Here is a 25,877-nt window from a genome sequence, read left to right on the forward strand (position 1 = left end):
TTTTACTCCACTTTAAAAATTTAGAATTTATAACATATTATTGCGCCGAATATCGACGCAATCAAATTTGTAATAATCACATATGATTAACTTTTTTCTCTCTTTTGTCAATCAAATGTCATGAAAGTTTCAGTATAATCGCCATTAAGGGATCTTATCGCTACGAATTAGAATGCAGGGACAATACTTCCTTGATATTTCTCATTGATAAAATCACGAACTTCATCAGTTGTGATGGTTTCAATCAGTGCTTTAATACGGGGATCATCACTATTTTCGGGTAAGATTGCGATGATATTTGCATAGGGTGATTCAGCACCTTCAATAAAGAGAGAGTCTTTAATAGGATTGAGGCCTGCTTCTAGGGCGAAGTTGGTATTGATAAGAGCAAGATCAACTTCATCAAGTGTTCTTGCTAACATCGGCGCTTCAAGCTCAACAAATTGGAGCTTATGCGGGTTCTCTTTGATATCAAAAACAGTCGAGAGAATATTCTCAGGATTGCTCAGCGTAATAATTCCTTCATTATGGAGGAGAAGTAGTGCGCGCCCACCATTAGCAGGATCATTAGGAATACTCACTTTTGCTCCCTCTTTTAAGGCGCCTTTCTCTTTGATCTTCTGTGAGTATGCTGCAATAGGTTCAACATGGATTGCCGGATCGATAGCAATGATATTGAGTTGATGATTTTTATTGAACTCTTCTAAATAGGGAAAATGTTGGAAGAAGTTGGCATCTGCCTCTTTCTCATCCACCATGAGATTCGGGAGAACATAATCGGTAACAACAATGATATCGAGATCGATCTCTTTTTTCGCTAATTGTGGTTCAATAAACTCTAAAATTTCCGCATGAGGAACCGGAGTCGCAACGACCTTGAGTTTCTCTGCTGAGAAGCCAATAAAGGGTGTTAAAGAGAGTGCTGTGACAAGTGCTAATTTACGCATAATGAATTTTCCTTTTATCAAAAATGGGGAATCGAGCCCCGACCTAATAGGTATATCGATCTTTAGAAGTGAAATCAACCCCTTTATTCAATTTTATATTAGCCAAAGGGAAGATAATAAAAAACGGTATCCTATTGATACCGTCTCTTCTATCATTCTCTCTTTTAACCCTCGATATGCTTTGAATATATTTCAAATAGATTTCAAATATATTTGAAATGCATTTTAAATACCTATTACCTATTAAATCTATTTTGAAGATGTTCTGAGGGTAAATGAGTATTTTGGGATCTAATTTTTTAATCTCATCAGGCTACTGCATCTAGATTAGTGCATCTAGATTAATAAGATTTAGACTAGAGCATTGATCAATTCATCGCGATCGCCGGGTAATAGGTCGATCATCGGGATTTCGATCATTGTGTAAGCGCCCGGTTGTTGTTTTGTAACAGCGCGAGCAGTTGCCACTAGGATCTGTGCTGTAAGAGCAGGATTATTGATCCGCATATCAAATTCAAAGATCTGATTATCTGTCGTGCCGGAGACCCCTTTACGAGTAATTTTAACCCCATGGCCGGCATCTTTAAGCTGATCGACATCCTCTACCTCAGTAATGATAGTATCATCATGTTTAAAGTAATCATCATTGAGGATTGTAGATTGGACTGTTGCAAAGTCATATCCCTCTTCCACTTCGATATAGACCATCCGGCGATGTTGTCCGGTACCGATCGGAATCGTTACCGAGAGGGCATCTCTAACGCCAGGGATAGCTTTTACTGCCGTTGAGTGGCCCATACTCATGCCGGGACCGAAGTTGGTATAGGTAACTCCTTTGGGTGCGGCAGCAAGAAGTAGTGCTCTGATAATTGAATCAGAACCGGGATCCCAACCTGCAGAGATAATTGCGCTACGTTGATGCTCTTTGGCAATCTTATTGAGCTCATTACGGACAGCGGCGATATCACTATGAATATCGAAACTATCGACTGTATGAATCCCTTTTTTTAGATATTGAGTGGCATAGAGCTTTGTTTGACGACTAGGAACGCAGAGAATCGCAACATCGACGGCATCAAGCTGATCGATATCTGTAACGATAGGGTAGCTAACGCCTGGTATCTCCCGTTTCTCGCGGCGAACAATGCCCGCAACTGAGAAGTCTGGGGCGGCCTCTAATGCGTTAAGAACATAACGGCCGATATTGCCAAAACCAACGATAGCTGCATTTATTTTGCGTGTCATATAGTCTCCTGTTTGTGTGAGTGATGGGTAACAGAGAGTTGTCAGCGATAGGTGCTAACTCAACATTTGATCACTGTTACCAAGATATTTTTACCTCTATTTCTAGGTCGATATCAATCGATTTTATCGGTTTTGCCGATTTTTATTTTACCTACTATTCCTGCCTACTATTTTTACCTGCCATTTTGATCTTGCTATTTCCGCGTGTAGTGACGCACTAAAGCATCTCCGATCCACTGCATCAGCTGTACAATAATGACAAGAACGATCACGATTAGATACATCAATTCTGACATATTACGATGAAATCCGTAACGAACGGCGATATCTCCTAATCCCCCAGCGCCGACAGTGCCCGCCATCGCGGTATAGGAGAGAATTAAGATTCCTGTAATGGTAATGCCGGCGATTAGGCTCGGTCTTGCTTCAGGGAGTAACACTTTCATAATAATGGTCCGCAGAGGTGTTCCCATGCTCTGTGCTGCTTCAATGACCCCTCGATCGACCTCTCTAAAAGAGGTTTCAGCTAAGCGAGCAAAGAAAGGTGCTGAACCGATGACTAGCGGAAAGATCGCGCCCTTGATCCCCATCTTTGTTCCCATCAATTTAAAGGTTAAAGGGAGAAGTACTACGATTAAGATCAAGAAGGGGATCGATCTTAGAGTATTCGTTAGAAATGAGAAGAAGCGATAAAACTTGGGTGCCGAGAGCAGTTGCGTCGGGGAGGTTAAGTAGAGCGCAACGCCCCAGGGTAACCCTATAAGGATAGTGAAAAACCAGGTAAACCCCAACATGATCAATGTCACGAGGGTATTGTCCCAAATAATATTCCAATATTGGGTGTTATTGAGCGCATTGATAAATTCAGTCATTATTGAATATTTTCCTTGCTGAGATTCTCTGAGTCTGTCGATGGATGTTGAAAGAGTGGCTGCGTAGTAATTCCCTCTTGATTAAAGAGGGCGATTGCAGCATTCCGTTCGGCTGGGGATCCACTTAAAACAACGGTTAATTGCCCATAGGGAATATCGCGAATATAACTGATTGAGCCAGATAGAATAGAGAGATCGATATTGCTCCTTTTAATAATCTTACTAAGATGGGGCTCAAATGCTTCAGTCCCTAAATAGGTTAGTTGATAGAGGGCATCTTGTTGCTGTGGATAGCGGGCAATATATTTTTTCAGCTCATTTTGTTCTGTCTTATCGATGATGAAATCTTGGGTAACAGGTGATTGAGGATGGAGAAAGACCTTCTCTACATCTCCAGACTCCACAATCTGACTATTATGGATCACGGCAACCTTGTGGCAAATGGAGCGAATTACCTCCATCTCATGGGTGATCATAACAATTGTTAGACCCAGCTCTCGATTAATGTCGACGAGTAATTCTAAGATCGATTGTGTTGTTTGTGGATCGAGAGCCGATGTTGCTTCATCACAGAGTAATACCTTGGGTTTATTTGCGATCGCTCTAGCGATACCGACACGTTGCTTCTGTCCGCCGGAGAGTTGCGCAGGATATTTATCACGATGTGCTTGAATATCGACAAGGTCGAGTAGCTCTGAGACCCGCTTTTCAATCGCCGCTTCGCTCATCGAGAGAAGGCGAAGTGGGAAGGCGATATTGTTATAGACCGTTTGACTAGAGAGAAGATTAAAATGTTGGAAAATCATCCCAATCTTTCTTCTTGCGAGCATCAATTCTCGATTAGAGAGTTTTGTCAGATCAATATTATCGATCATGACTGAGCCACTATCAGGCTTCTCGAGTAGGTTAAGGCAACGAATGAGGGTGCTTTTGCCGGCCCCTGAGTGACCGATAATGCCATAGATACTCCTCTCTTCAATGGTGAGGTTGATATCATTGAGGGCAATTTTTCGCCCCTCTTTTGTGGCATAAGATTTAATAAGATTTTCGATTTTTATCATTGATAACTTTAGTTGCTTCTATTAGCTGAAATTGATATTAGGATCTCTTCTTTGAACCCGATCTTTGAATCAGCATCAAAATTCACATTGGAACTTATGTGGGATCTCGCATGAAAAATTACATGGGAACCCGCCCCAGAATCGATATTGGCATCGATCTTGGATTGATCTCATAATCGATACTGAAATTAATGTGTTAAACGATGCTTTAAATAGATGTTTTAAATTCCTATTAGGGTATCAAAAAGCAGGGGTAAACGGGAATAGTTTTCTTATTTATGATCTATCGATTGTTTCAATTTACATTCTCTTTTTCTGCGGTATCGCGCTATCTCTATTTTAATTTTGTAGAGGCGGGTTTTCTGGTAAATTCTGCTTAAAAATTAAAAAGTTAGTAAGTGGAAGGCTATTTTCGAGTGGTGATCTCTTTAGATATTAGTAAAGCGATGATTGAGATTAAAATCAGTCCACCTATAGACCAAATGTTCTTTTAGTAGAATGTTGGGGAGAAAAATATGCGTAAATTTCACTAAATATCCGCTATACTGTTGGCTAAAGTATTATTTTATTGGCCTCGTAGAATTGATCATTCATTGGATCATTCTTCTAGGGGCTCTATTCAATTGTGTAAGGTCTTATTGCTTCAATAATCAGCAGTGAAATATTCTGATGATCAATTGTTGATAGGGCGTTAGGAAGTAAGTAGAGAGAAGATTGCGCTCTTATCTAGAGGCATTACTTATCACTATTTTCACAAAATAAGCAGGACTGCATAGCAGGGGGCTTATCAAAAAAGAGGATGATTTTTATGGTAGACCAAAAGTTGTTGAGTGATATTGACCCATTAGAGACAAAAGACTGGGTTGATTCAATCGAGAGTGTCCTTGAAACAGAAGGGGAAGAGCGTGCACACTTTCTTATCGAGAAGGTGATTGAACGGGCACATCGTGATGGTGTAAAGACTCCATTTATAGGCACGACCGAATATATCAATACAATCCCTGCAGATAAGCAGCCCCGATACCCTGGAAACTCAGAGTTAGAGCACAAGATTCGCTCCTACATTCGTTGGAATGCGATGGCGATGATTGTTCGCTCAAATGCAATTGATTCAAGTTTAGGGGGGCATATTGCAAGTTATGCATCACTTGCGACGATGTGGGAAGTTGGATTTAACCACTTCTGGAAAGGGAATACTGAGACACAAGATGGTGATTTAGTCTTCTTTCAAGGCCATTCGAGTCCTGGAATTTACGCCCGTGCTTTTATTGAAGGACGTATCACAGAAGAGCAGATGGATAACTTCCGCCGTGAAGTTGATAATAAAGGGCTCTCTTCCTACCCGCATCCTTGGCTCATGAAGGATTTCTGGCAATTCCCAACGGTATCGATGGGATTAGGACCTATTCAAGCAATCTATCAAGCACGTTTCTTAAAATATTTACACTCAAGAGGACTTGCGAATACAGAAGGCCGAAAAGTTTGGTGTTTCTGTGGTGATGGTGAGATGGATGAACCAGAATCATTAGGTGCAATCTCCCTTGCTGGTCGTGAAAAGTTAGATAGCTTGATCTTTGTGATCAACTGTAACTTACAGCGTTTAGATGGTCCGGTTCGAGGTAATGGTAAGATCATTCAGGAGTTAGAATCAGGATTCCGCGGAAATAACTGGAATGTGATCAAGCTGATCTGGGGAAATGGTTGGGATTCACTCTTAGCGCAAGATCATGATGGCATCTTACGCAAACGGATGATGGAATGTGTTGATGGGGACTATCAAACCTATAAATCTCGTGATGGCGCCTATGTGCGTGAGCATTTCTTCAACAGTCCAGAGCTTAAAGCGATGGTGGCACATATGTCTGATAATGATGTATGGCGCTTGAATCGTGGTGGGCATGATGAGAATAAGGTCTATGCTGCTTATGATGCGGCTGTGAAGACGGAAGGAAAACCAACCGTTATTTTAGTTAAAACAATTAAAGGCTATGGAATGGGGCAAGATGGGGAAGCGCAAAACGTTGCCCATCAACAAAAATCAATTAGCCTTGAGTCATTGCGTCGTTTCCGTGACCGATTTGAAGTGCCGATCTCAGATGAGGATCTTGAAGCGCTCAACTTTATTAGACCTCCTGAAGGAAGTCCAGAGCTTGAGTATCTCCATGAGCGTCGCCGTGCATTAGGTGGTTATGTTCCTTCGCGTCGCGTTCAAGCCAAAGAGAAATTGACGGTGCCGAAGTTAGAGGCATTTAAGGCGCAATTAGAGGCGACGGCTGAGGGGCGTGAAATCTCCACAACGATGAGTTTCGTTCGTATCCTCAATACCATTGTGAAAGATAAAGTGATTGGGAAGCGTGTGGTTCCTATTCTTGTGGATGAATCACGAACTTTCGGTATGGAAGGGATGTTCCGTCAATTAGGAATCTGGTCACAAGCAGGGCAGCAATATACGCCACAGGATGCTGGCCAATTGATGTTCTATAAAGAGACGAAAGATGGGCAGATTCTCCAAGAGGGGATTAACGAGGCGGGTGGTGTAAGCTCCTGGATCGCTGCGGGAACTTCTTATTCAAACTCAAATGTTGAGATGATTCCTTTCTTCGTCTGTTACTCAATGTTCCAGATGCAACGGACATTTGACCTTATTTGGGCGGCAGCGGATCAACGGACTCGTGGATTCTTAATGGGAGGAACGGCAGGTCGTACAACGCTTAATGGTGAGGGATTGCAACATGAAGATGGTCATAGCCATATTTTAGCAAGCTTGATTCCTAACTGTATCTCCTATGATCCGGCGCTTCAGTTTGAGTTGGCGGTTATTGTTCAAGATGGTCTGCGCCGTATGGTGGAAGAGCAGGAAGATGTCTTCTACTACATTACAATTATGAATGAGAACTACGCACATCCTGCAATTCCTGAAGGGGTGGAGGAAGATATTCTTCGAGGTATGTATCTCTTAAAAGCAGGAGAGAAGAGTGATGCACCGAAGGTACGACTGTTAGGTGCCGGCACAATCTTGCAAGAGGTAATGCAGGCAGCAGCGCTTCTTAAAGAGGATTGGGGTGTAGAGAGTGATCTCTATAGTTGCCCGAGTTTTACAGAGCTTGCGCGTGATTTCCATGAATGTGAGCGTCAAGCGCTCTTCCATCCTGAGAATGAGGCACCAGAATCATTTGTAGGTAAGATGTTAAATCACTCCGATGCGCCTGTTATCGTCTCTACAGATTATGTTCGCATGTATGCAGAACAGATTAGACCTGCGGTAAAAGCACCTTACCGTGTTTTAGGGACAGATGGTTTCGGTCGTTCAGATACTAGAGCACAATTACGTAAGTTCTTTGAAGTTGATCGTTACTACATTACGATCGCAGCGCTAAAAGAGCTTGCGGATGCCGGAACGATTGCTAAATCGGTCGTAACAGAAGCAATTAAGAAATATAACATTGATGTTAATAAACCTAATCCACTTTGGGTATAAAGTTTAAGCGCTCTCTTTGAGGGAGCGCTTACTTATTCTATAGCTCAGACTCTCAAGAGATAAATGAGAGATGGATTTATAAATGGATTATTGACAGATAGAGAAGGATAAGAATTATGGCGAATATTGATTTAAGAGTTCCAGATATTGGGAATTCTGATGCCGTTGATGTTATTGAGATCAATGTTAAGGTGGGCGATATTGTTGCAGTAGATGATACGCTTGTAACATTAGAGTCTGATAAGGCATCGATGGATGTACCTGCGGAAGCGGCAGGAAAGATTACAGAGATTTTGGTCACAGTTGGAGATCAAGTTCAAACGGGTGATGTTATTGCGCGTGTTGAGGCGGTGAGTGAAGCAGATGCTACGGTTAATAACGATGCAGCCGAGATGAAATCAGAAGTGGTTACAGCACCATCACCTAAAGCACCGGCAGTTGCCGAAGCATCAACAGTTAAGAGCTCATCTACAACAGGTGGGGAGATTGCAGAGATTACAATCCCTGCCGTTGGTAACTCCGATGAATTAGATGTGATCGATATTGCTGTTAAAGTGGGCGATCACGTCAAGCTTGATGATACTCTTGTGACATTAGAGTCCGATAAAGCTTCGATGGATGTACCTGCTGATAAAGAAGGAGTTATTACGGAGATCGCGCTATCGGTCGGTGATAAGGTGAAAGAGGGGGATCTTGTTGTTAAGATTCAGACAGGTGGTGAAACTCAATCGGCACAACCTGCTTCTCAACTTGTGCAAGGGGCGAAAGAAGAGCGTGAGAATATTGTTAAGAGCTCTCCAGATAGTCTAAAGGCACCTCACAAAGGGGATCAGCTTCCTGTTGCACCTGCTCAAAATGCGGCAGAGCTCGATTTTAGTGGCGCGCACGCAACACCTTCTGTACGTGCATTTGCTCGTGAGTTAGGGGCAGATCTCAATCAAGTACAAGGTTCTGGACGTAATAACCGTATTTTACGTGAAGATGTCTTACAGTATGTGAAGGGTGTTCTCTCTGGCACTGTAGCGACAGCAGCAGGAGCAAAAACAACAGTGGTTAATGGTGGTGGTTTAGATCTGCTTCCTTGGCCTAAAGTTGATTTTTCTAAATTTGGAGAAGTAGAAGAGCGAGAGCTTTCTCGTATTCAGAAGATCTCTGGAGCAAATCTTGCGCGTAACTGGGCAATGATCCCGCATGTTGCACAATTTGATGAAGCAGATATCACTGAGTTAGAAGCTCTACGTAAACAACTTAATAAAGAGTATGAGCGCGAAGGTGTTCGAGTTACTATTTTAGCTTTCCTCTTTAAAGCAGTAGTCAAAGCTCTGCAGAAGTTCCCTGAGTTTAATAGCTCATTAGAAGGGGATAAATTGATCCTTAAAAAGTATTACCATATCGGTTTTGCTGCGGATACACCAAATGGTCTTGTGGTTCCTGTTATACGGGATTGTGACAAGAAAGGGGTTCTTGAGATTGCAACAGAGATGCGTGAGTTAGCAGGTCTTGCAAGAGAAGGGAAGCTACGGGGTGATCAGATGACGGGAGGATGCTTTACCATCTCCTCTCTAGGCGGAATTGGTGGAACTAACTTTATTCCAATTATTAATGCGCCTGAAGTAGCTATTTTAGGGGTTGCAAAGAATCAGATTAAGCCGGTTTGGAATGGAAAAGAGTTTGAACCTCGTTTGATGATTCCTCTATCCCTCTCATATGACCACCGAGTCATTGATGGCGCATTGGGAGCGCGTTTTATCGTCTACCTTAATGAGCTTTTAACAGATATGCGTCGTATGGTGATCTAGGAGAGAGATATGATTATTGATTTAAAACTCCCCGATATTGGTAATTTTGATAGTGTTGATGTTATCGACATTAGCGTCAATGTTGGAGATAGTGTAGCCGTTGATGATACACTCTTAACCTTGGAATCTGATAAAGCATCGATGGATGTTCCAGCAGAACGAGCCGGGGTTATTACTGAGATATTAGTCAATGTAGGTGATAGCGTAAAAGAGGGTGATCTCTTTGCTCGTTTAGAGGTGGCTGAAGATCTATCAACGTCACCCTCCTCTGAAAAGGAGGAGGCTGTCGAAGCTGCTCCCTCATCGCAGAAAGAGGAAAAAGAAGGGGGGAGGGAAGAGAAAGGCGATATCACGGCCATCGACTCCTCTATTGTTGATCCTGATTGTGATCTTGTTGTTATCGGGGGGGGGCCTGGCGGATATTCTGCTGCTTTTAGAGCGGCAGACCTTGGTCTAAAAGTGATTTTAGTTGAGCGTTATCCCACAATTGGTGGTGTTTGTCTCAATGTAGGTTGTATTCCTTCTAAGGCACTCTTGCATGTTGTTGATGTGATGGAGACGGCAAAATCATTTGCAGATATCGGCGTGACATTTGCTAAGCCTGAAGTAGATATCGATAAATTAAGAGGCTTCAAAGAGTCTGTAATCGGTAAGCTAACAGGTGGATTGGCGGGAATGGCAAAAATGCGCAAAGTCGAGATTGTTCAAGGCTTTGCAACTTTCAAAAATGATCACAGCTTAACAGTTGCTTTAGATGATGGTCAGACGCGCGAAATCCGTTTCAATAAGGCGATTATTGCGGCAGGATCTTCGGCTGTTAAATTACCATTTTTACCAGAAGATCCTCGAATTATCGATTCGACAGGTGCGCTTGAATTACAGGATATCCCGAAAAAATTACTTGTGATTGGTGGTGGCATTATTGGGCTTGAGATGGCAACGGTTTACTCAACGCTCGGCAGTGAGATTACCATTGCAGAATTTGCAGATGGTTTAGTGCCGGGAGCAGATCGTGATTTGGTGAAGGTCTTTGAAAAATATAATAAAGATCGATTCCATAAAGTGATGCTCAAAACTGCTGTAACAGGTGCGGTTGCTAAAGAAGAGGGGATAGAAGTAACATTTGAAGGCACTAATGCACCTGATGGACCACTTCTCTTTGATAAGGTATTAGTTGCGGTTGGTCGTAAGCCAAATGGGTTGACACTTCAAGCTGAGAAAGCAGGTGTCTATGTTGATGAGCGTGGTTTTATCTCAGTAGATAGACAGATGCGCACCAATGTTTCTCATATTTTTGCTATTGGGGATATCGTCGGTCAGCCGATGCTTGCCCATAAGGCCGTTCATGAAGGGCATGTTGCGGCTGAAGTTTGCGTGGGTGAGAAGCGTTTCTTTGATGCAAAATTTGTGCCATCAGTTGCTTATACCGATCCAGAGATTGCTTGGGCTGGTTTAACAGAAACAGAGGCTAAAGCGAAAGGAATCCCTTATGAAGTATCGATCTTCCCTTGGGCTGCAAGTGGTAAAGCGATCGCTAATGGTCGTGATGAAGGATTTACTAAGTTACTCTATGATCCTGAAAGTAAGATTATTTTAGGGGGTGCCGTTGTCGGTATTCATGCCGGTGATCTTATCGGAGAGGTCTGTCTTGCTGTTGAAATGGGGGCAGATAGTATCGATATTGGTCATACGATTCATCCTCATCCGACATTGATTGAGTCAGTAGGCATGGCAGCTGAAAATATATTAGGTGCCTGTACAGACCTTCCTCCGCTCAAGAAGCGTTAATAGTATGTAAATAGTAGATCGAAAGTAGATTGAAAATAGATCGAAAGAAAATATTATTAAAATAGAGGTTGTTAAAATAGAGAAGAGCCTTAAGAGATTAATCTTAGGGCTCTTTTTTGTTGGAGAAGTCATTAGGCGCTACCGATCTGATTTTGCCTTAACTTGCGACTTTACTATTTCTCTTCATTCATCATTGCATAATACTCTTCTTCCGTGAGAAGCTTCTCTTTCTCCCGTTTAATCGCTTTTTGTGCCGCTTCATCATAGAGCTCTTCTTCAGGCGCTCGCTCTTTTTCGATCTCACGCATGATGTCATAACACATTTCTCGGGTATGAAGTTTTGTCATCGCCGAGACAGCAAAGTGGGGGACCGCCCGATCCCATTTGATTGCATCTAAGAATGCTTCAATGGTGCTCTCGCGATCCTCATCAGGAATGAGATCGATCTTATTTAAGACCAGCCAGCGAGGTTTTTGATAGAGTTCTTCACTATAATTTTTTAGCTCTTCTAAGATCGTGAAATAATCAGCGACAGGATCTTGAGAGTCACTAGAGCCTGAAAGATCGATAAGATGAAGAAGAATGGAGGTACGACTTAAATGTTTTAGAAATTGAATTCCAAGCCCAATCCCTTCGGAAGCACCTGCAATTAGGCCGGGGATATCTGCTACAACAAAGCTATGAAGGGGGTCAATATCGACTACGCCTAAGCTAGGGACTAAAGTTGTAAATGGATAGTCAGCAACTTTAGGGCGAGCGCCAGATATCGCACGAATAAGTGTTGATTTACCGGCATTAGGTAGACCTAAGAGGCCAACATCAGCCATCACTTTTAATTCTAGTCGAAGTTCTCTTTCATCCCCTTCCGTGCCTGGTTTTGATTGTCGAGGCGCTCTATTGGTGGAGGTTTTATAGCGAGTGTTTCCTAGGCCATGATATCCCCCTTGAGCCACTTTTACGACTTGCCCCTCTTCAGTAAGATCGGCAATAAACTCATTGGTAATGTTGTCAAAAACTTGAGTTCCTAAGGGTACTTCAAGATAGAGATCTTCACCATCTTTTCCGGTTCTATTTGCGCCGGCACCATCTTCTCCGCGCTCTGCACGATAGGTGCGGGTGTAGCGGTAGGTCATTAATGTGTTAAGTGCTTTAGTTGCACGAAGGTAGACACTTCCACCATCGCCGCCATCACCGCCATCAGGACCGCCGAAGGGGATAAACTTTTCGCGTCTAAAGCTAACACAGCCGTTGCCACCATTGCCGGCGATAACAACAATTTTTGCTTCATCAATAAATTTCATTGAATTACCTCAATTTATAATGTGAGGACATAAAAAAAGCTCCACGATAGATAATGTGGAGCTTTCATGACTATTTCGTTTAGTAGCGAAATAAATTAAGCAACTGGCTCGATGCTTACAAATTTACGCTTGCCTAAACCTTTTGTTTCAAATGTAACGTGACCATCTGTCTTAGCAAATAGTGTGTGATCTTTGCCAACACCGACATTTAATCCTGCATGAAAACGTGTTCCACGTTGACGAACAATGATTGAACCAGCGGTTACAAGCTCACCACCAAAACGCTTTACTCCAAGACGTTTACTTTCTGAGTCACGACCGTTACGGCTCGAACCTACACCTTTCTTCTGTGCCATAGTTTAAGTACCTCTATCTAGTTAATTAAGCGCTAATGCCAGTGATTTTGATTTCTGTAAAATGCTGGCGATGACCCGCATGATGACGGTAGTGCTTACGACGGCGGAATTTGATTACGTCGATCTTACGAGTACGACCTTGTTTTCTCACTTCTGCTGTCACTTTAGCGCCCGCAACCACTGGGGTACCTACAGTTACATTACCATCTGCACTAACAAGAAGAACATCATTTAACTCGATGTTAGAACCTTCTTCTGCACCTTCGATTTTTTCAATACGGAGGATTTGACCTTCCGCGACGCGATATTGTTTACCGCCCGTTCTAATTACTGCATACATAATTGCTGAATGCTCCGCATAAATTAATTTACATAAAATATTCGATCAAACCAGCCATTTGAGAGGGGACTACAAAACGGTCGGGTTTAAGAGGGGTAATATTAAATCTTATCCAATAAATAGTCAAGCTTTGTGCAAGCTTAACCATCAGAATATTCTCTTTTCCCATCGAACCGAGGCCCCCATTCTCTCTGGGAGTTTGCTACATTTTATAGGGTTAGAAATAATCTTGCTATTTTTCTGTCTTTCTCTTTTTAGGCCTCTGTTAAGGCTCGCTTTACCTCTCTGTTTTTATCTAAGATCGTTTAATAGATCGTAAAGGGGTAAAGAGCATGAAGATCTTAGATGTTAGCCTTAGATATCCAATACTCACAAATTAGGGCTAAACAGTTTGTTTTATTGGTTTTATTAGTTTCATAGAGAAACCGATAAGGCTTACTAGTCGGTAAGAATGTTAAATAGCAATCATAAACATCATAAATTTTCTTTTAATAATAGAGGTATTTTCTCTTTTAGCCAACTTTTTTAGCGAGTCTATTGATAGAAGCGAAAAATGAAAAGCGAAAAATGGAGGAAGAGTAATGCATGAGGTTTTAGTTGGAATTATATTATTTCTCCTGATGAGTTATGGGGTTCAGTTATTGCTCAAAGCGCAATATAAGGTGATCGTAGAGGTAGAAAAGGTAGTGGAGGAACTCTCTTTACGAGAGGATCAATTGAATGAATATTGATTTGGACTGTTGTCGCGGAGCTAATCAGTTCACTGCTGATAGTGCTGAAATAGATGGAAGAGGATCTTTATGTTGCCATTCTTTCCTTCGGCAAAAGGGTTCTAAAGAGAGTGGGGCGACTCTCCTCTCTTTTGTTATTGGGTTAGGGTTAGCGGGGATATTAATTACTTTAGTAGTATTAACTTTTCAGCAGGTGTTTCACGTGCAACAGCAGATTGAAGCTCAACTCTCTGTTATGGATGCATTGATGGAAGCTGAGGATTTTTATCGGAAAGAGTTAGGACGATTACAATTTGCGCCTTACTGTTCTTCGTTATTACCTGCTTATCAAGATCTCTTTTTAGGCCAGGAGATGGATGAGGGCTACCGAGAACGTCTAGCGGCAGGATTGATTATTTCTCAAAGAGTTGCTGGAGCTGATCGGGTAGTAGATCTGTTGAAGCTTAAAGGGCATGGTAGCGGCACCTATCAGCCTAAACCTCCTAAAAATATCTCTCGATTGTTAAATGGAGCAGATCTACTCTATATCAATGGGCTTCTTCCAAGTTCTTTACGCTTGGAGGGGCGATATATTTTGGGAGAGTATGATGTCGATTTGATAGGGCTTCGTAAGGGAAAGTTCTATCTAACCGATTGTCGAAACGCATTTTTAGTGGGAGCTGAGCGTGAGGGTGGGACGTTTTATCTCAACGAACAAGATTATGCTCGAGTCACTCAGCTTTTTGATAATCGTAAACTGCAGATCTATCTCTACAAGGAGTATCTACTCTATTTGCAGATTAGAGATGGAGTAAGTCAATTTGTTGTGGATTATTTAGATGGGCAAGCTTTCTTACGGATTCCTCATATTATCGACATGCGTCTGAAACCTAAAATTGACGGAATGAGTGTCAAATTGATCGCAGGGATCCCCTCTTATCGGCGAAAGAGATCGGTGACTATAGAGGATCAATCTTATCAGCGGACTTTTCTCAATGGGGAGGTGGTTAGAGTAAGAGATCTGGAGGTTAGGTGGTAGATGAGACGAGAACAGGGTTCTATTCTTCTCGCGATGCTTATTTTGTTTGCGCTATGTGGGCTCTATCTCTCCTCATCAATTATTGCGCTTCAATTAAAAAATTTTCAGATTCAGCGCTGGCGGGTTTCTCTAGAGGAGCGCGAGGCTCAAACGCAACTTTTTTTGCAAAATAGGGAAGATGTCGAATGGCGTAGTGCTTTGCGGAGTGTATCAAGGGATGATTGTCGGCTCTTTGATAGGAGAGATTTACAAGATAAGAGTGGTTTTCAGATTCAAAAGTTTAAGACAGGGTGTGGTTTTGGGATGGATCGAATGATCTATCGCCTCTCTCTACGAAATGAAGGAGAGAAATCTCAATATAGAAGCGTGTTGTATCAGTATCACTTTTTATCCCAAGCCCCCACTTTATTATTAAAGCCAAGATTAAAAGTTGAGCGGCAGAAGGGCTATTGGGAGTTGCAAGTTGAGAGTGGAGAAGTGCAATTTATTACTCGGCTTGAGGATCGGTTGTTAATTGAAAAGGGGATTGATTTAACGCATGAGAATCTGCAAAACTTTACCGTAATTCCGCTAGAGGGTGCGGCAGGGGAAGATGATATGTTTTTTATCTTGCAGGGAGGGCGTTATTTATGGTCTTTATCTAAGGGGAGAGAGCCTAGCCTTATCTTTCAGCTTTTTCCTAAAGAGCTCTTTTTAGCAGCGATCTTTGATATAAAGCGACAACATCTCTCTCTTCTTGTGGCGGAAAATAGCTCTTTTAAATCTGAGTCGTTAGGAATTTATAGCTTTGTTATTGAGGGGGAGCGATATCAGCGAGATTACAGAAGGTTAGTAGATGATCATCTTCTCACTTACCAAGGTATTTCAAATCGTGATAACTTTTTTGTAGAGAAGATTAACCGTCATTATCTTATTTTGAGAGGGAAGCTACGGAGAAATTTAGGGGGGGAGGTAAGAGAGATGCTAATGGGAGTGCGCTGGAATGGGGAGCCTCTGTGGGGGGATCATCTATTTTGGGAGCGATCTGCAGCAGAGTGTGGGTTTCAGCAAATGGATTATGAGCCGATCCCCGGTTGGAAGATAGGGTGTCAAAGAAAAACGCCGACAAAACCTCTTTATCTCTATTGAAAGAGGTGGTACTAGGAGTTAAAGAGAGCTCAGGCAAAAGAGAGGTCGCTCTAAATCTTATGAGGACTTTTTCGGCATTAAGCATAAGGCGATTAAGTGTGGAGTCTGTTATTCTAAAGATGCGTTAGGCTAGTATCGGGCTGGAAGCTTGCCTATATCTATTATAGACACCTGTATATAAGATCTGAAGGTGACCTCTGATAATGATTATCTGAAAATGATGGAAATCTACAAATGAGGACTAATCTGGGACTAGTAGAGGATTAACTAATTAATAGATGATTGTGATCGATGGTTAAATTGAAGAGTGATAGCAATATTTGTATCGATAGAATAGAGGAGTAATGAGATGCATCAAGAGGATGATAAGCGTGCTTTTTTTGAGACAGTAACGGTGGAGCGATACCAGGAGGGGCAGTGGCGGCAAGAGCTAGATGATGTTTTAGTAGAGGTGCCGGTAGCATTAACCTATAACGGTTATCCCCATGTCGTGATTATGTCAACTCCGCGAGATATTGTCGATTTTGTGTATGGGTTCTCGTTGACTGAAGGTGTTATTAATTCGTTACAAGATATTCGTTCAATCTCAATTCATCCTAAGGAGAATGGTATTGAGGTTAATATTGAGATTACTCCTTTAAGCTTTAGTCGTATGGAGGGGCGTCGTCGGCAGATGAGTGCTCGAACAGGATGCGGTATTTGTGGTTTGGATTCACTTTCTGCAGTGGTCCGGGAGCAGGAGAGAATCGGTTTTGATTTTAAGCTTGATGAGATGGCGATCGATCGTGCGCTGAAAGATTCTAATACTTTGCAGGTAATGAATCAGCGTACAGGTGGGGCGCATGCGGCTTTTTTTGTTAGCCGGACGGGTGAGATCTTGCTAACAAGAGAGGATGTTGGTAGGCATGTAGCGCTCGATAAGTTAGTAGGAGCATTGTTGCAAGGTGACTATAATTGTCAGGATGGCTTTATACTGACAACTTCTCGAGCGAGTTTTGAGATGGTGCAAAAGACAGTTGCTGCGCGAGTTGGAATGCTAGTGACGATGTCTGCGCCGACATCTATGGCAATTAAGCTTGCAAATAGAATGGGGTTGAAGTTAGCTGCTTTTACGCGAGTAGGTAAAATTAATCTCTATCAAGGTTGACAGAAATAGCTATAAATTATACTATTTCGTATCCTCTAGGTTAACTAGGGGTTCTTATGTTATTTTTGTAACTCATGTTATTTAGCAAGGATTTAGATTTAATGGTAACAGTTAATCAGTTGATCCGCCGTCCGCGCGGAACGAAAGCTGATAAATCTGACGTTCCTGCACTTGAGGGTTCTCCTCAACGTCGTGGAGTATGTACAAGGGTTTATACAGCAACGCCTAAAAAACCTAACTCTGCTATGCGTAAAGTATGTCGTGTTCGTTTAACTAACGGATATGAAGTTTCTAGCTACATCGGTGGTGAAGGGCATAACTTACAAGAGCATAGTGTAGTTTTAGTTCGTGGTGGAAGAGTTAAAGACCTTCCAGGGGTTCGTTATCACGTAGTTCGTGGTGCGTTGGACTCACAAGGTGTTGATAAACGCCGTAAAGGTCGTTCGAAATATGGTGCTAAGAAGCCTAAAGCATAATCGCTTAGCTTAATTTAGTTTCTGTTGGATTTAGTATTTATTGAGAGTATCTCATGTCAAGAAGAAGAGAAGTCCCAAAACGCGAGATTTTGCCAGATGCAATCTATGGCGATGTAATGCTTGCGAAGTTTATTAATATGGTGATGGTTTCTGGTAAGAAATCAATTGCTGAGCGTATTGTTTACGGTGCATTAGACATCGTTAAAGAAAAAGGTCACGAGAACCCTGTTGAAGCTTTAGAGCAAGCTTTAGATAATGTTCGACCAAAAGTTGAAGTTAAGTCAAGACGTGTAGGTGGTGCAACTTACCAAGTTCCAGTAGAAGTTCGTGCATCAAGACGTGATGCATTAGCAATGCGCTGGATGGTTGATGCAGCAAGAAAGCGTTCTGAGAAATCAATGACGCGTCGCATGGGTTCGGAGATTTTAGATGCTCTAGAGAATCGTGGTGCGGCGGTAAGAAAGAGAGAAGACATGCACCGCATGGCAGAAGCAAACAAGGCTTTCTCGCATTTCCGTTGGTAAAAGAATTACAGAATTTGTTCATGCAATTGCGGTGCTCATATCTTTTGGGACACCGCATTTATTGTTTAAAGAAATTAAGATTTAATTTTAAAAGAAGGATTTATTATGGCTCGAACTATGCCTATTGACCGATACCGTAATATTGGTATCAGTGCTCACATTGACGCAGGTAAAACTACCACATCTGAGCGTATCCTCTTCTATACTGGTAAAAATCACCGTATTGGGGAGACTCATGATGGTACTGCAACGATGGACTGGATGGCTCAAGAGCAAGAGCGCGGAATCACAATCACATCTGCGGCGACCACTTGTTCATGGAGAGGGATGAAGCAACAGTTCCCTGAGCACCGTATTAACCTTATCGATACACCAGGACACGTTGACTTCACAATCGAAGTTGAACGTTCAATGCGTGTTCTAGATGGTGCGGTAATGGTGTACTGTTCAGTAGGTGGTGTTCAGCCGCAATCTGAGACAGTATGGCGTCAGGCGAACAAGTATGCAGTGCCAAGAATTGCATTTGTTAACAAGATGGACCGTACGGGAGCAGATTTCTTCCGTGTTGTTGAGCAGATGAAAGAGCGTCTTCGTGCAAATGCTGTTCCAATTCAGATTCCAATCGGAGCGGAAGATAACTTCGAAGGTGTTATTGATCTTGTGACAATGACAGCTATCTATTGGAATGAAGAAGATATGGGTATGACGTTCGAAGAGCGTGAGATCCCAGCAGAGCTTCTTGCTGATGCAGAAAACTATCGCTCACAAATGGTAGAAGCTGCAGCGGAATCAAGCGAAGAGTTGATGGATAAGTATCTTGAAGATGGAGAATTATCTGAAGATGAGATTCGTCAAGGCCTTCGTGCTCGTACATTAGCATCTGAGTTAGTGCCAGTTTGCTGTGGTACTGCGTTCAAAAACAAAGGTGTTCAAGCGTTACTTGATGATGTTATCTACTATCTTCCATCACCTACAGAAGTAAAACCTATTGCAGGTGTTCTTCCTGATGGTGAGCCGGGTGTTCGTAAATCATCTGATGATGAGCCTTTCTCATCACTTGCGTTTAAACTTGCAAATGACCCATTCGTTGGGAACTTAACATTTGTTCGTGTCTACTCAGGTGTTGTTAAGTCTGGTGATCACGTTTATAACCCAGTTAAAGGTAAGCGTGAGCGTGTAGGTCGTCTTCTTGCGATGCACTCTAACTCTCGTGAAGAGATCGATGAGGCAAGAGCGGGAGATATCGTTGCAATGGTAGGTCTTAAAGATGTAACAACAGGTGATACCCTGTGTGATCAAAAAGACCAAATTACACTTGAGCGTATGGAATTCCCTGAGCCAGTAATTTTCGTTGCAATTGAGCCAAAGACAAAAGCAGACCAAGAGAAGATGGGGATGGCGCTTTCTCGTTTGGCGCAAGAGGATCCTTCTTTCCGCGTAAGAACGGATGAAGAGTCTGGTCAAACAATTATCGGTGGTATGGGTGAGCTTCACTTAGATATCATCGTGGATCGTTTGAAGCGTGAGTTTAAAGTTGAGTGTGGTGTTGGTGCGCCTCAAGTTGCTTATCGTGAGACAATTACTAAGGCTGTTGAAGCTGAAGGTAAGTTTGTACGTCAATCGGGTGGTCGTGGTCAATTCGGTCACGTTTGGTTGCGTATTGAGCCTCAAGAGCTCGGTAAAGGCTATGAGTTCGTTGATGAGATTGTCGGTGGTGTGGTTCCAAGAGAATATATCCCTGCAGTTGACCGTGGAATTCAAGAGCAGATGGCAAACGGTGTTATCGCAGGCTATCCAATTGAGGATGTAAAAGTGACATTGTATGATGGTTCATACCATGATGTTGACTCAAGTGAAATGGCGTTTAAAATTGCAGGATCTATGGGTTTCAAAAATGGTGTGCAGAAAGCAGGTCCTGTGTTACTTGAGCCAATTATGAAAGTAGAAGTAGAGACGCCAGAAGAGTACATGGGTGATGTTATGGGAGACCTAAACCGCCGTCGTGGTAATCTTCAAGGTATCGATGATGCGTTTGGATCTAAACTTATCAGAGCGGAAGTTCCATTATCTGAAATGTTTGGTTACGCAACAGCACTTCGTTCATCAACGCAAGGTCGTGCAACATACTCTATGGAGTTCTTGAAGTATAACCAAGCACCAAATAGCGTTGCTGATGCAATCATCAATGCGAATAAGGTAGACTAATAAAGTCTAATTAAAATAAATAATTTGCAATCTAATAGACAAGCTCTATAATGTAGAGCTTGTTTTTAGCTCTTTAAAAAATTGGGGTATTAATAGTATGTCAAAGGAAACTTTTAGTCGTAATAAACCGCACGTAAACGTCGGTACAATTGGTCACGTTGACCATGGTAAAACAACATTAACAGCGGCTTTAACAAAAGTAGGTAACGAAGCTGTTGGCGCTAATGTACGTGCATATGATCAGATCGACAATGCGCCAGAAGAGAGAGAGCGTGGTATCACGATTTCTACTTCTCACGTTGAGTATGAGTCTGAAAATCGTCACTATGCGCACGTTGACTGTCCTGGACACGCCGACTATGTGAAAAATATGATCACTGGTGCAGCGCAAATGGATGGTGCAATTCTTGTATGTTCAGCAGCTGATGGTCCTATGCCACAAACTCGTGAGCATATCCTTTTATCGCGTCAAGTGGGTGTTCCATATATTCTTGTTTTCTTAAACAAAGCAGATATGGTTGATGATCCTGAGTTGATCGAACTTGTTGAAATGGAAGTTCGTGAGCTTCTTGATGCGTATGATTTCCCTGGTGATGATACCCCAGTTATCGTTGGTTCAGCGCTTAAAGCAATTGAGGGCGATGAATCAGAAATTGGTGTACCAGCTATTAAAAAGCTTTTAGCAGCTTTAGATGAGTGGATTCCTGAGCCTGTTCGTGAGATCGATAAGCCATTCCTTATGCCTATCGAAGATGTGTTCTCAATTTCAGGTCGTGGTACTGTAGTAACAGGTCGTATCGAGTCAGGAATTGTTAAGACTGGTGAAGAGTTAGAAATTGTCGGTATCCGCCCAACTCAAAAAACTACCTGTACTGGTGTAGAGATGTTCCGTAAGCTTCTTGATCAAGGTCAAGCAGGTGATAACGTGGGCGTTCTTCTTCGTGGTACTAAACGTGAAGATGTTGAGCGTGGTCAAGTATTGGCAAAACCAGGTTCTATTAAGCCTCATACTAAGTTTGAAGCAGAAGTTTACGTTCTCTCAAAAGAAGAGGGTGGACGTCATACGCCATTCTTTAAAGGTTATCGTCCACAATTCTATTTCCGTACTACGGACGTAACAGGTGCTGTTGAGCTTCCAGAAGGTGTAGAGATGGTAATGCCTGGAGATAACATCAAGATGGTTGTTGAGTTAATCAATCCAATCGCGATGGATGAAGGTTTACGCTTTGCGATCCGTGAAGGTGGCCGCACAGTTGGTGCTGGTGTTGTAGCAAAAGTTATTGCATAATTAATATTTTTTCCTAGGTCTCTTGGGGCCTAGGATTTTTAAATGAGAGTAGTATGGATAATCAAAGAATTAGAATTCGCCTTAAAGCATTTGACTATCGTTTAATTGATCAGTCTGCAAAAGAAATTGTTGAAACAGCTAAGCGCACAGGTGCGCAGGTTAAGGGTCCAATTCCTTTACCTATTAAGCGTGAAGTATTTACAGTATTGACATCACCGCATGTAAATAAAGATGCGCGTGATCAGTATGAGTTAAGAACTCATAAACGTCTTATGGACATTGTTAATCCAACAGATAAAACAGTTGATGCATTAATGAAACTGGATTTAGCTGCTGGTGTGGATGTACAAATTCGTTTAGACTAGTACGGGTTTGTTCGCGATGAAGGTCGCCAACCTTCCTCTCGTTTTTATCATTTATTAATTGAGGTTATAAAATGGCAGTAGGATTAATCGGAAAAAAACTCGGGATGAGTAGAGTTTTTGGTGAAGATGGTCGCTCTCTTGCAGTGACTGTTGTGCAAATCGAAAACAATGAAATTGCCCAAATTAAAACAGCAGATACAGATGGTTATTCAGCGGTACAAGTAGCGCATGGACCACAGTACTCAAGCAAAAAGAAAAAATCTTTAGATGGACACTTTGCGAAAGCAGGGGTTGCATCAGCACGTTCACTTTGGGAATTTCGTGTCGATACTACAGACGCATATGAAGTTGCACAAAAGTTAACTGTAGAGTTATTTGAAGCAGGACAAAAAGTCGATGTTTCAGGCATTACGCAAGGTAAAGGTTTTGCCGGTACTATTAAGCGTCATAACTTTGCTGGTCAACGTAATACGCACGGTAACTCATTATCGCATCGTGTTCCAGGATCAATCGGTCAATGTCAAGATCCCGGTCGTGTTTTCAAAGGTAAGAAAATGGCGGGACATATGGGTGCGGTTCGTAGAACAGCTCAAAATCTTGAGATCGTTGGAGTAGATACTGAGCGCAACTTACTTCTCATTAAAGGTGCTGTCCCAGGACCTAAGGGGTCAGATGTTGTTGTGTCTCCTGCAATCAAAGTGAAAAGAGGTAAGGCGTAATGGAAATTCAAGTAATCGGCGGATCTCCAGTTGAATTAGATGCCACGCAATTTGGACGTGATTTTAATGAAGCGTTAGTGCATCAAGTTGTAACAGCATATCAAGCAGGTGGAAGAGCAGGTACTCGTGCTCAAAAAACACGTGCTGAAGTAGCAGGTTCTACAGCGAAGCCATGGAGACAAAAAGGAACTGGTCGTGCTCGTGTTGGTAGTAAGCGTAACCCTATCTGGAGAGGTGGTGGTGTAACGTTTGCAGCTAAACCACAAAACTGGAGCCAGAAAGTAAACAAAAAAATGTACAAAGCGGCAATGCTTAACATTCTTTCTGAGTTAATCAGAAGTGAGCGCTTAGTTGTTGTTGAAGAGTTCACAATGGAAGCGCCAAAAACAAAAGCATTTATCGCTAAGTTAGAGAGCTTGAATGTACATAATGAAAGCGTATTAGTGGTTACTGAAGCTGTTGACTTCCCGCTCTACTTAAGTGCTAGAAACGTACCAAACGTTCTCGTACTTGATGTTGAAGCGATTGATCCAGTTAGCCTCGTACAGTTTAATAAAGTTGTAATGACTAAACAGGCGCTTGTTTCAGTTAAGGAGTTATTAGCATGATTTTAAATGTTAAAGAAAGATTGATGAAAGTGATCATTGCTCCTCATGCGTCTGAAAAAACAGCGCGCCAAGAAGAGCTTAATCGTGAAGTAACTTTCCGCGTATTAAAAGACGCCAATAAGAAAGAAATTGCTGACGCAGTAGAGCTTTTATTTGGTCGTAAGGTAGAGAAGGTTACTGTGCTTAACCAAAAAGGTAAGCGTAAATCATTTGGCCGTCATATGGGTGTGAAGCAAGATTGGAAAAAAGCTTATGTAACACTTGCTGACGGGGAAGATGAAATTGATTTTTTAGGTGATATGTAATGAGTATAAAAAAAGCTAAACCAACTTCACCAGGTCGTCGCTCACTAATTCAGGTTGTAACGCCAGGCCTTCATAAAGGTAAACCATATGCACCATTAGTAGAAGGTCAGCATAGAACCGGCGGCCGTAATAATGATGGACGTATTACTTCACGTCATCGTGGTGGTGGTCATAAACAACATTATCGTTTAATTGACTTTAAACGTAATAAAGAGAATATTCCGGCAAAAGTTGAGAGAATTGAGTACGATCCTAATCGTACTGCACACATTGCACTTCTTTGCTATGTAGATGGTGAGCGTCGTTACATTATCGCTCCTGCAAAAGTAGAAGTAGGTGATGTTCTGTTTGCTGGTCCTAATGCGCCAATTAAAGCAGGAAACTCTCTTCCGCTTCGCAATATTCCAATTGGTACGACAGTACACTGTGTTGAAATGAAGCCAGGAAAAGGTGCTCAATTAGCACGTTCAGCTGGTGCTTCAGTACAACTTATCGCAAAAGAGGGTGAATACTCTACATTACGTTTGCGTTCAGGTGAGATTCGCAAGGTTCTCTCTGATTGTAAAGCAACAGTAGGTGTTGTGAGTAATGGTGAGCATAGTCTTCGTGTGTTAGGTAAAGCTGGTGCGAGCCGTTGGGCTGGTGTTAGACCTCAAACTCGTGGTGCTGCAATGAACCCGGTAGATCACCCTCATGGTGGTGGTGAAGGTCGTACTAAGGGTGGTAGACATCCTGTTACACCTTGGGGTCAGCCTACAAAAGGTTACAAAACACGTACTAACAAGCGTACAAGTAAGTACATTGTTCGTCGTCGTACTAAATAATTAAATCGAATAAAGGGTAAAATATGCCACGTTCTATAAAGAAAGGTCCATTTATCGATCATCATCTACAGAAGAAAGTAGATGAAGCTGTAGCATCAAATAATCGCCGTCCAATTAAGACCTGGTCACGTCGCTCAATGATTCTACCTGAAATGATTGGACTCACAATTGCCGTACACAATGGAAAAATTCATGTGCCGATTTTAATCACTGAAAATATGATTGGTCATAAGTTAGGTGAGTTTGCTGTCACTCGTACTTATCGCGGTCATGCTGCAGATAAAAAAGCACGTTAATAAGGAGATAAAACATGGAAAGTAGAGCAGTACATCGCCATGCGCGAATTTCTCCTCAGAAAGCGCGCTTAGTTGCAGATCAAGTTCGTGGATTACCAGTTGATCGTGCACTTACTTTGTTACAATTTAGCGACAAGAAAGCAGCAGATCTTATTCTTAAAGTATTAGTTTCTTCAATGGAAAATGCTGAGAATAACTTTGGTGCGGATATCGACAACCTTTATGTTAAGACTATTATGGTTGACGAAGGTCCTCTTCTTAAAAGAATGCGTCCTCGCGCAAAAGGTCGTGGAGATCGTATCCTTAAGAAGACAAGTCACATCACAGTAATCGTTGCTGAAGCTTAATTAGGAGTAAGTCAAAATGGGTCAAAAAGTAAATCCAACCGGTATACGCTTAGGGATCTCAAAAGACTGGAATTCGCGTTGGTACGCGGATTCTAAGACTTTCCCTGAGTTTATTGAATCTGACTTTAAGGTTAGAGAGTTTTTAAGAAAGAAATTAGCAGGTGCTGCTGTTTCTAAAATTCATATCAGCCGTCCATCTAAATCAGCTCAAGTTGTGATTCATACAGCTCGTCCTGGTGTTGTGATTGGTAAAAAAGGCGAAGATATTGAAATCTTACGTAAAGAGCTTTCAGAGATCATGGGTTGTCCAGTACATGTATCAATCCAAGAAGTAAGAAAGCCAGAGTTAGATGCATATTTAGTTGCAGAAGGTATTGCGCAGCAATTAGAGCGTCGTGTGATGTTCAGAAGAGCAATGCGTCGTGCAGTAACTAATACTATGCGTTTAGGTGCAGAAGGTATTCGTGTTAACGTATCAGGTCGTTTAAATGGTGCGGAAATTGCTCGTGCTGAGTGGTACAGAGAAGGGCGTGTTCCTCTCCATACATTCCGTGCAGATATTGACTACGGAACAGCAGAAGCATTAACAACTTATGGTATCTTGGGCGTGAAAGTTTGGATCTATAAAGGTGAAGTATTTGATTACCTTGCAGTAGAACAAGAAGAAGCGGCACCTAAGAAAAGAAACAGAAGAAGGAAAGGTGAGTAA

Annotated in this window: 27 protein-coding genes; 19 read left to right on the forward strand and 8 right to left on the reverse strand. The window is 42.1% G+C overall.

Features of this window, described 5'->3' with window-relative positions:
• Positions 1–167: 167 nt before the first annotated feature.
• From DC077_RS03740 to DC077_RS03760, 4 genes are all read right to left on the reverse strand, one after another.
• The gene (locus tag DC077_RS03740; protein WP_109200841.1) at positions 168–947 is read right to left on the reverse strand and encodes a MetQ/NlpA family ABC transporter substrate-binding protein; all 780 of its coding nucleotides are present in this window, start codon (positions 945–947) and stop codon (positions 168–170) included.
• A 351-nt stretch (positions 948–1,298) separates the two neighbouring features.
• Positions 1,299–2,192, reverse strand: a complete 894-nt coding sequence (locus DC077_RS03750) for a diaminopimelate dehydrogenase (RefSeq protein ID WP_109200839.1) — start codon at positions 2,190–2,192, stop codon at positions 1,299–1,301.
• 194 nt (positions 2,193–2,386) lie between these two features.
• Positions 2,387–3,064, reverse strand: a complete 678-nt coding sequence (locus tag DC077_RS03755; protein WP_109200838.1) for a methionine ABC transporter permease — start codon at positions 3,062–3,064, stop codon at positions 2,387–2,389.
• Positions 3,064–4,125 carry a methionine ABC transporter ATP-binding protein gene (locus tag DC077_RS03760; protein WP_109200837.1) on the reverse strand — a complete coding sequence of 354 codons (1,062 nt, stop codon included), beginning with the start codon at positions 4,123–4,125 and terminating at the stop codon, positions 3,064–3,066. The genes DC077_RS03755 and DC077_RS03760 overlap by 1 nt, the downstream gene beginning before the upstream one ends.
• 808 nt (positions 4,126–4,933) lie before the next feature.
• Here DC077_RS03760 and aceE point away from each other — a divergent pair.
• The 3 genes from aceE (at position 4,934) to lpdA (ending at position 11,190) form a co-directional block, all read left to right on the forward strand.
• The gene (aceE, locus tag DC077_RS03765) at positions 4,934–7,603 is read left to right on the forward strand and encodes a pyruvate dehydrogenase (acetyl-transferring), homodimeric type (protein ID WP_109217839.1); all 2,670 of its coding nucleotides are present in this window, start codon (positions 4,934–4,936) and stop codon (positions 7,601–7,603) included.
• 116 nt (positions 7,604–7,719) lie between these two features.
• Positions 7,720–9,402 carry a dihydrolipoyllysine-residue acetyltransferase gene (gene aceF, locus DC077_RS03770; protein WP_109200835.1) on the forward strand — a complete coding sequence of 561 codons (1,683 nt, stop codon included), beginning with the start codon at positions 7,720–7,722 and terminating at the stop codon, positions 9,400–9,402.
• Positions 9,403–9,411: 9 nt separating this feature from the next.
• On the forward strand, positions 9,412–11,190 hold the full coding sequence (gene lpdA, locus DC077_RS03775) for a dihydrolipoyl dehydrogenase (protein WP_109200834.1): 1,779 nt from the start codon (positions 9,412–9,414) through the stop codon (positions 11,188–11,190).
• 173 nt (positions 11,191–11,363) lie between these two features.
• Here the strand turns inward: lpdA and cgtA are convergent, their stop codons facing one another.
• From cgtA to DC077_RS10825, 4 genes are all read right to left on the reverse strand, one after another.
• Positions 11,364–12,491 (reverse strand): Obg family GTPase CgtA, encoded by a 1,128-nt coding sequence (gene cgtA / locus DC077_RS03780; RefSeq protein WP_109200833.1) that lies wholly within the window; start codon positions 12,489–12,491, stop codon positions 11,364–11,366.
• Positions 12,492–12,586: 95 nt separating this feature from the next.
• Positions 12,587–12,847: a 50S ribosomal protein L27 gene (rpmA, locus tag DC077_RS03785; RefSeq protein WP_109200832.1), complete on the reverse strand. Its 261-nt coding sequence runs from the start codon at positions 12,845–12,847 to the stop codon at positions 12,587–12,589.
• 25 nt (positions 12,848–12,872) lie between these two features.
• On the reverse strand, positions 12,873–13,187 hold the full coding sequence (rplU, locus tag DC077_RS03790; protein ID WP_094566709.1) for a 50S ribosomal protein L21: 315 nt from the start codon (positions 13,185–13,187) through the stop codon (positions 12,873–12,875).
• Between the two features lie 28 nt (positions 13,188–13,215).
• On the reverse strand, positions 13,216–13,356 hold the full coding sequence (locus tag DC077_RS10825) for a hypothetical protein (protein ID WP_157953479.1): 141 nt from the start codon (positions 13,354–13,356) through the stop codon (positions 13,216–13,218).
• Between the two features lie 412 nt (positions 13,357–13,768).
• Here DC077_RS10825 and DC077_RS10830 point away from each other — a divergent pair, with 412 nt between their 5' ends.
• The 16 genes from DC077_RS10830 (at position 13,769) to rpsC (ending at position 25,877) form a co-directional block, all read left to right on the forward strand.
• Entirely contained in the window at positions 13,769–13,918 is a 150-nt protein-coding gene (locus DC077_RS10830; RefSeq protein ID WP_157953480.1) for a hypothetical protein, read from the forward strand.
• Positions 13,908–14,936 (forward strand): hypothetical protein, encoded by a 1,029-nt coding sequence (locus DC077_RS03795; RefSeq protein ID WP_109200831.1) that lies wholly within the window; start codon positions 13,908–13,910, stop codon positions 14,934–14,936. Before DC077_RS10830 ends, DC077_RS03795 begins: the two co-directional genes overlap by 11 nt.
• The gene (locus tag DC077_RS03800) at positions 14,937–16,064 is read left to right on the forward strand and encodes a hypothetical protein (protein WP_109200830.1); all 1,128 of its coding nucleotides are present in this window, start codon (positions 14,937–14,939) and stop codon (positions 16,062–16,064) included.
• Between the two features lie 349 nt (positions 16,065–16,413).
• The gene (gene fdhD, locus DC077_RS03805) at positions 16,414–17,211 is read left to right on the forward strand and encodes a formate dehydrogenase accessory sulfurtransferase FdhD (protein ID WP_109200829.1); all 798 of its coding nucleotides are present in this window, start codon (positions 16,414–16,416) and stop codon (positions 17,209–17,211) included.
• Positions 17,212–17,312: 101 nt separating this feature from the next.
• Positions 17,313–17,687: a 30S ribosomal protein S12 gene (gene rpsL / locus DC077_RS03810; protein WP_026879366.1), complete on the forward strand. Its 375-nt coding sequence runs from the start codon at positions 17,313–17,315 to the stop codon at positions 17,685–17,687.
• Positions 17,688–17,740: 53 nt separating this feature from the next.
• Positions 17,741–18,211, forward strand: a complete 471-nt coding sequence (gene rpsG, locus DC077_RS03815; RefSeq protein WP_094566713.1) for a 30S ribosomal protein S7 — start codon at positions 17,741–17,743, stop codon at positions 18,209–18,211.
• A 105-nt stretch (positions 18,212–18,316) separates the two neighbouring features.
• Complete coding sequence (gene fusA / locus DC077_RS03820; protein WP_109200828.1) at positions 18,317–20,416, forward strand: elongation factor G; 2,100 nt, start codon at positions 18,317–18,319, stop codon at positions 20,414–20,416.
• Positions 20,417–20,513: 97 nt separating this feature from the next.
• Complete coding sequence (gene tuf / locus DC077_RS03825; RefSeq protein WP_109200827.1) at positions 20,514–21,704, forward strand: elongation factor Tu; 1,191 nt, start codon at positions 20,514–20,516, stop codon at positions 21,702–21,704.
• Between the two features lie 53 nt (positions 21,705–21,757).
• Positions 21,758–22,069 (forward strand): 30S ribosomal protein S10, encoded by a 312-nt coding sequence (gene rpsJ, locus DC077_RS03830; RefSeq protein WP_094566716.1) that lies wholly within the window; start codon positions 21,758–21,760, stop codon positions 22,067–22,069.
• Positions 22,070–22,140: 71 nt separating this feature from the next.
• On the forward strand, positions 22,141–22,788 hold the full coding sequence (rplC, locus tag DC077_RS03835) for a 50S ribosomal protein L3 (RefSeq protein ID WP_109200826.1): 648 nt from the start codon (positions 22,141–22,143) through the stop codon (positions 22,786–22,788).
• Complete coding sequence (rplD, locus tag DC077_RS03840) at positions 22,788–23,396, forward strand: 50S ribosomal protein L4 (protein WP_109200825.1); 609 nt, start codon at positions 22,788–22,790, stop codon at positions 23,394–23,396. Before rplC ends, rplD begins: the two co-directional genes overlap by 1 nt.
• Positions 23,393–23,701, forward strand: coding sequence for a 50S ribosomal protein L23 (gene rplW, locus DC077_RS03845; protein ID WP_109200824.1), 309 nt, complete (start codon positions 23,393–23,395; stop codon positions 23,699–23,701). Before rplD ends, rplW begins: the two co-directional genes overlap by 4 nt.
• Positions 23,701–24,525, forward strand: a complete 825-nt coding sequence (rplB, locus tag DC077_RS03850) for a 50S ribosomal protein L2 (RefSeq protein WP_109200823.1) — start codon at positions 23,701–23,703, stop codon at positions 24,523–24,525. Before rplW ends, rplB begins: the two co-directional genes overlap by 1 nt.
• Before the next feature lie 23 nt (positions 24,526–24,548).
• Positions 24,549–24,821 (forward strand): 30S ribosomal protein S19, encoded by a 273-nt coding sequence (gene rpsS / locus DC077_RS03855; RefSeq protein WP_094566721.1) that lies wholly within the window; start codon positions 24,549–24,551, stop codon positions 24,819–24,821.
• Between the two features lie 14 nt (positions 24,822–24,835).
• A complete protein-coding gene (gene rplV, locus DC077_RS03860) occupies positions 24,836–25,168 on the forward strand; it encodes a 50S ribosomal protein L22 (protein WP_094566722.1) in 333 nt (110 codons plus the stop codon).
• A 16-nt stretch (positions 25,169–25,184) separates the two neighbouring features.
• Positions 25,185–25,877 (forward strand): 30S ribosomal protein S3, encoded by a 693-nt coding sequence (rpsC, locus tag DC077_RS03865; protein WP_094566723.1) that lies wholly within the window; start codon positions 25,185–25,187, stop codon positions 25,875–25,877.

Source organism: Ignatzschineria cameli, assembly GCF_003121895.1.
Classification (GTDB): domain Bacteria; phylum Pseudomonadota; class Gammaproteobacteria; order Cardiobacteriales; family Wohlfahrtiimonadaceae; genus Ignatzschineria; species Ignatzschineria cameli.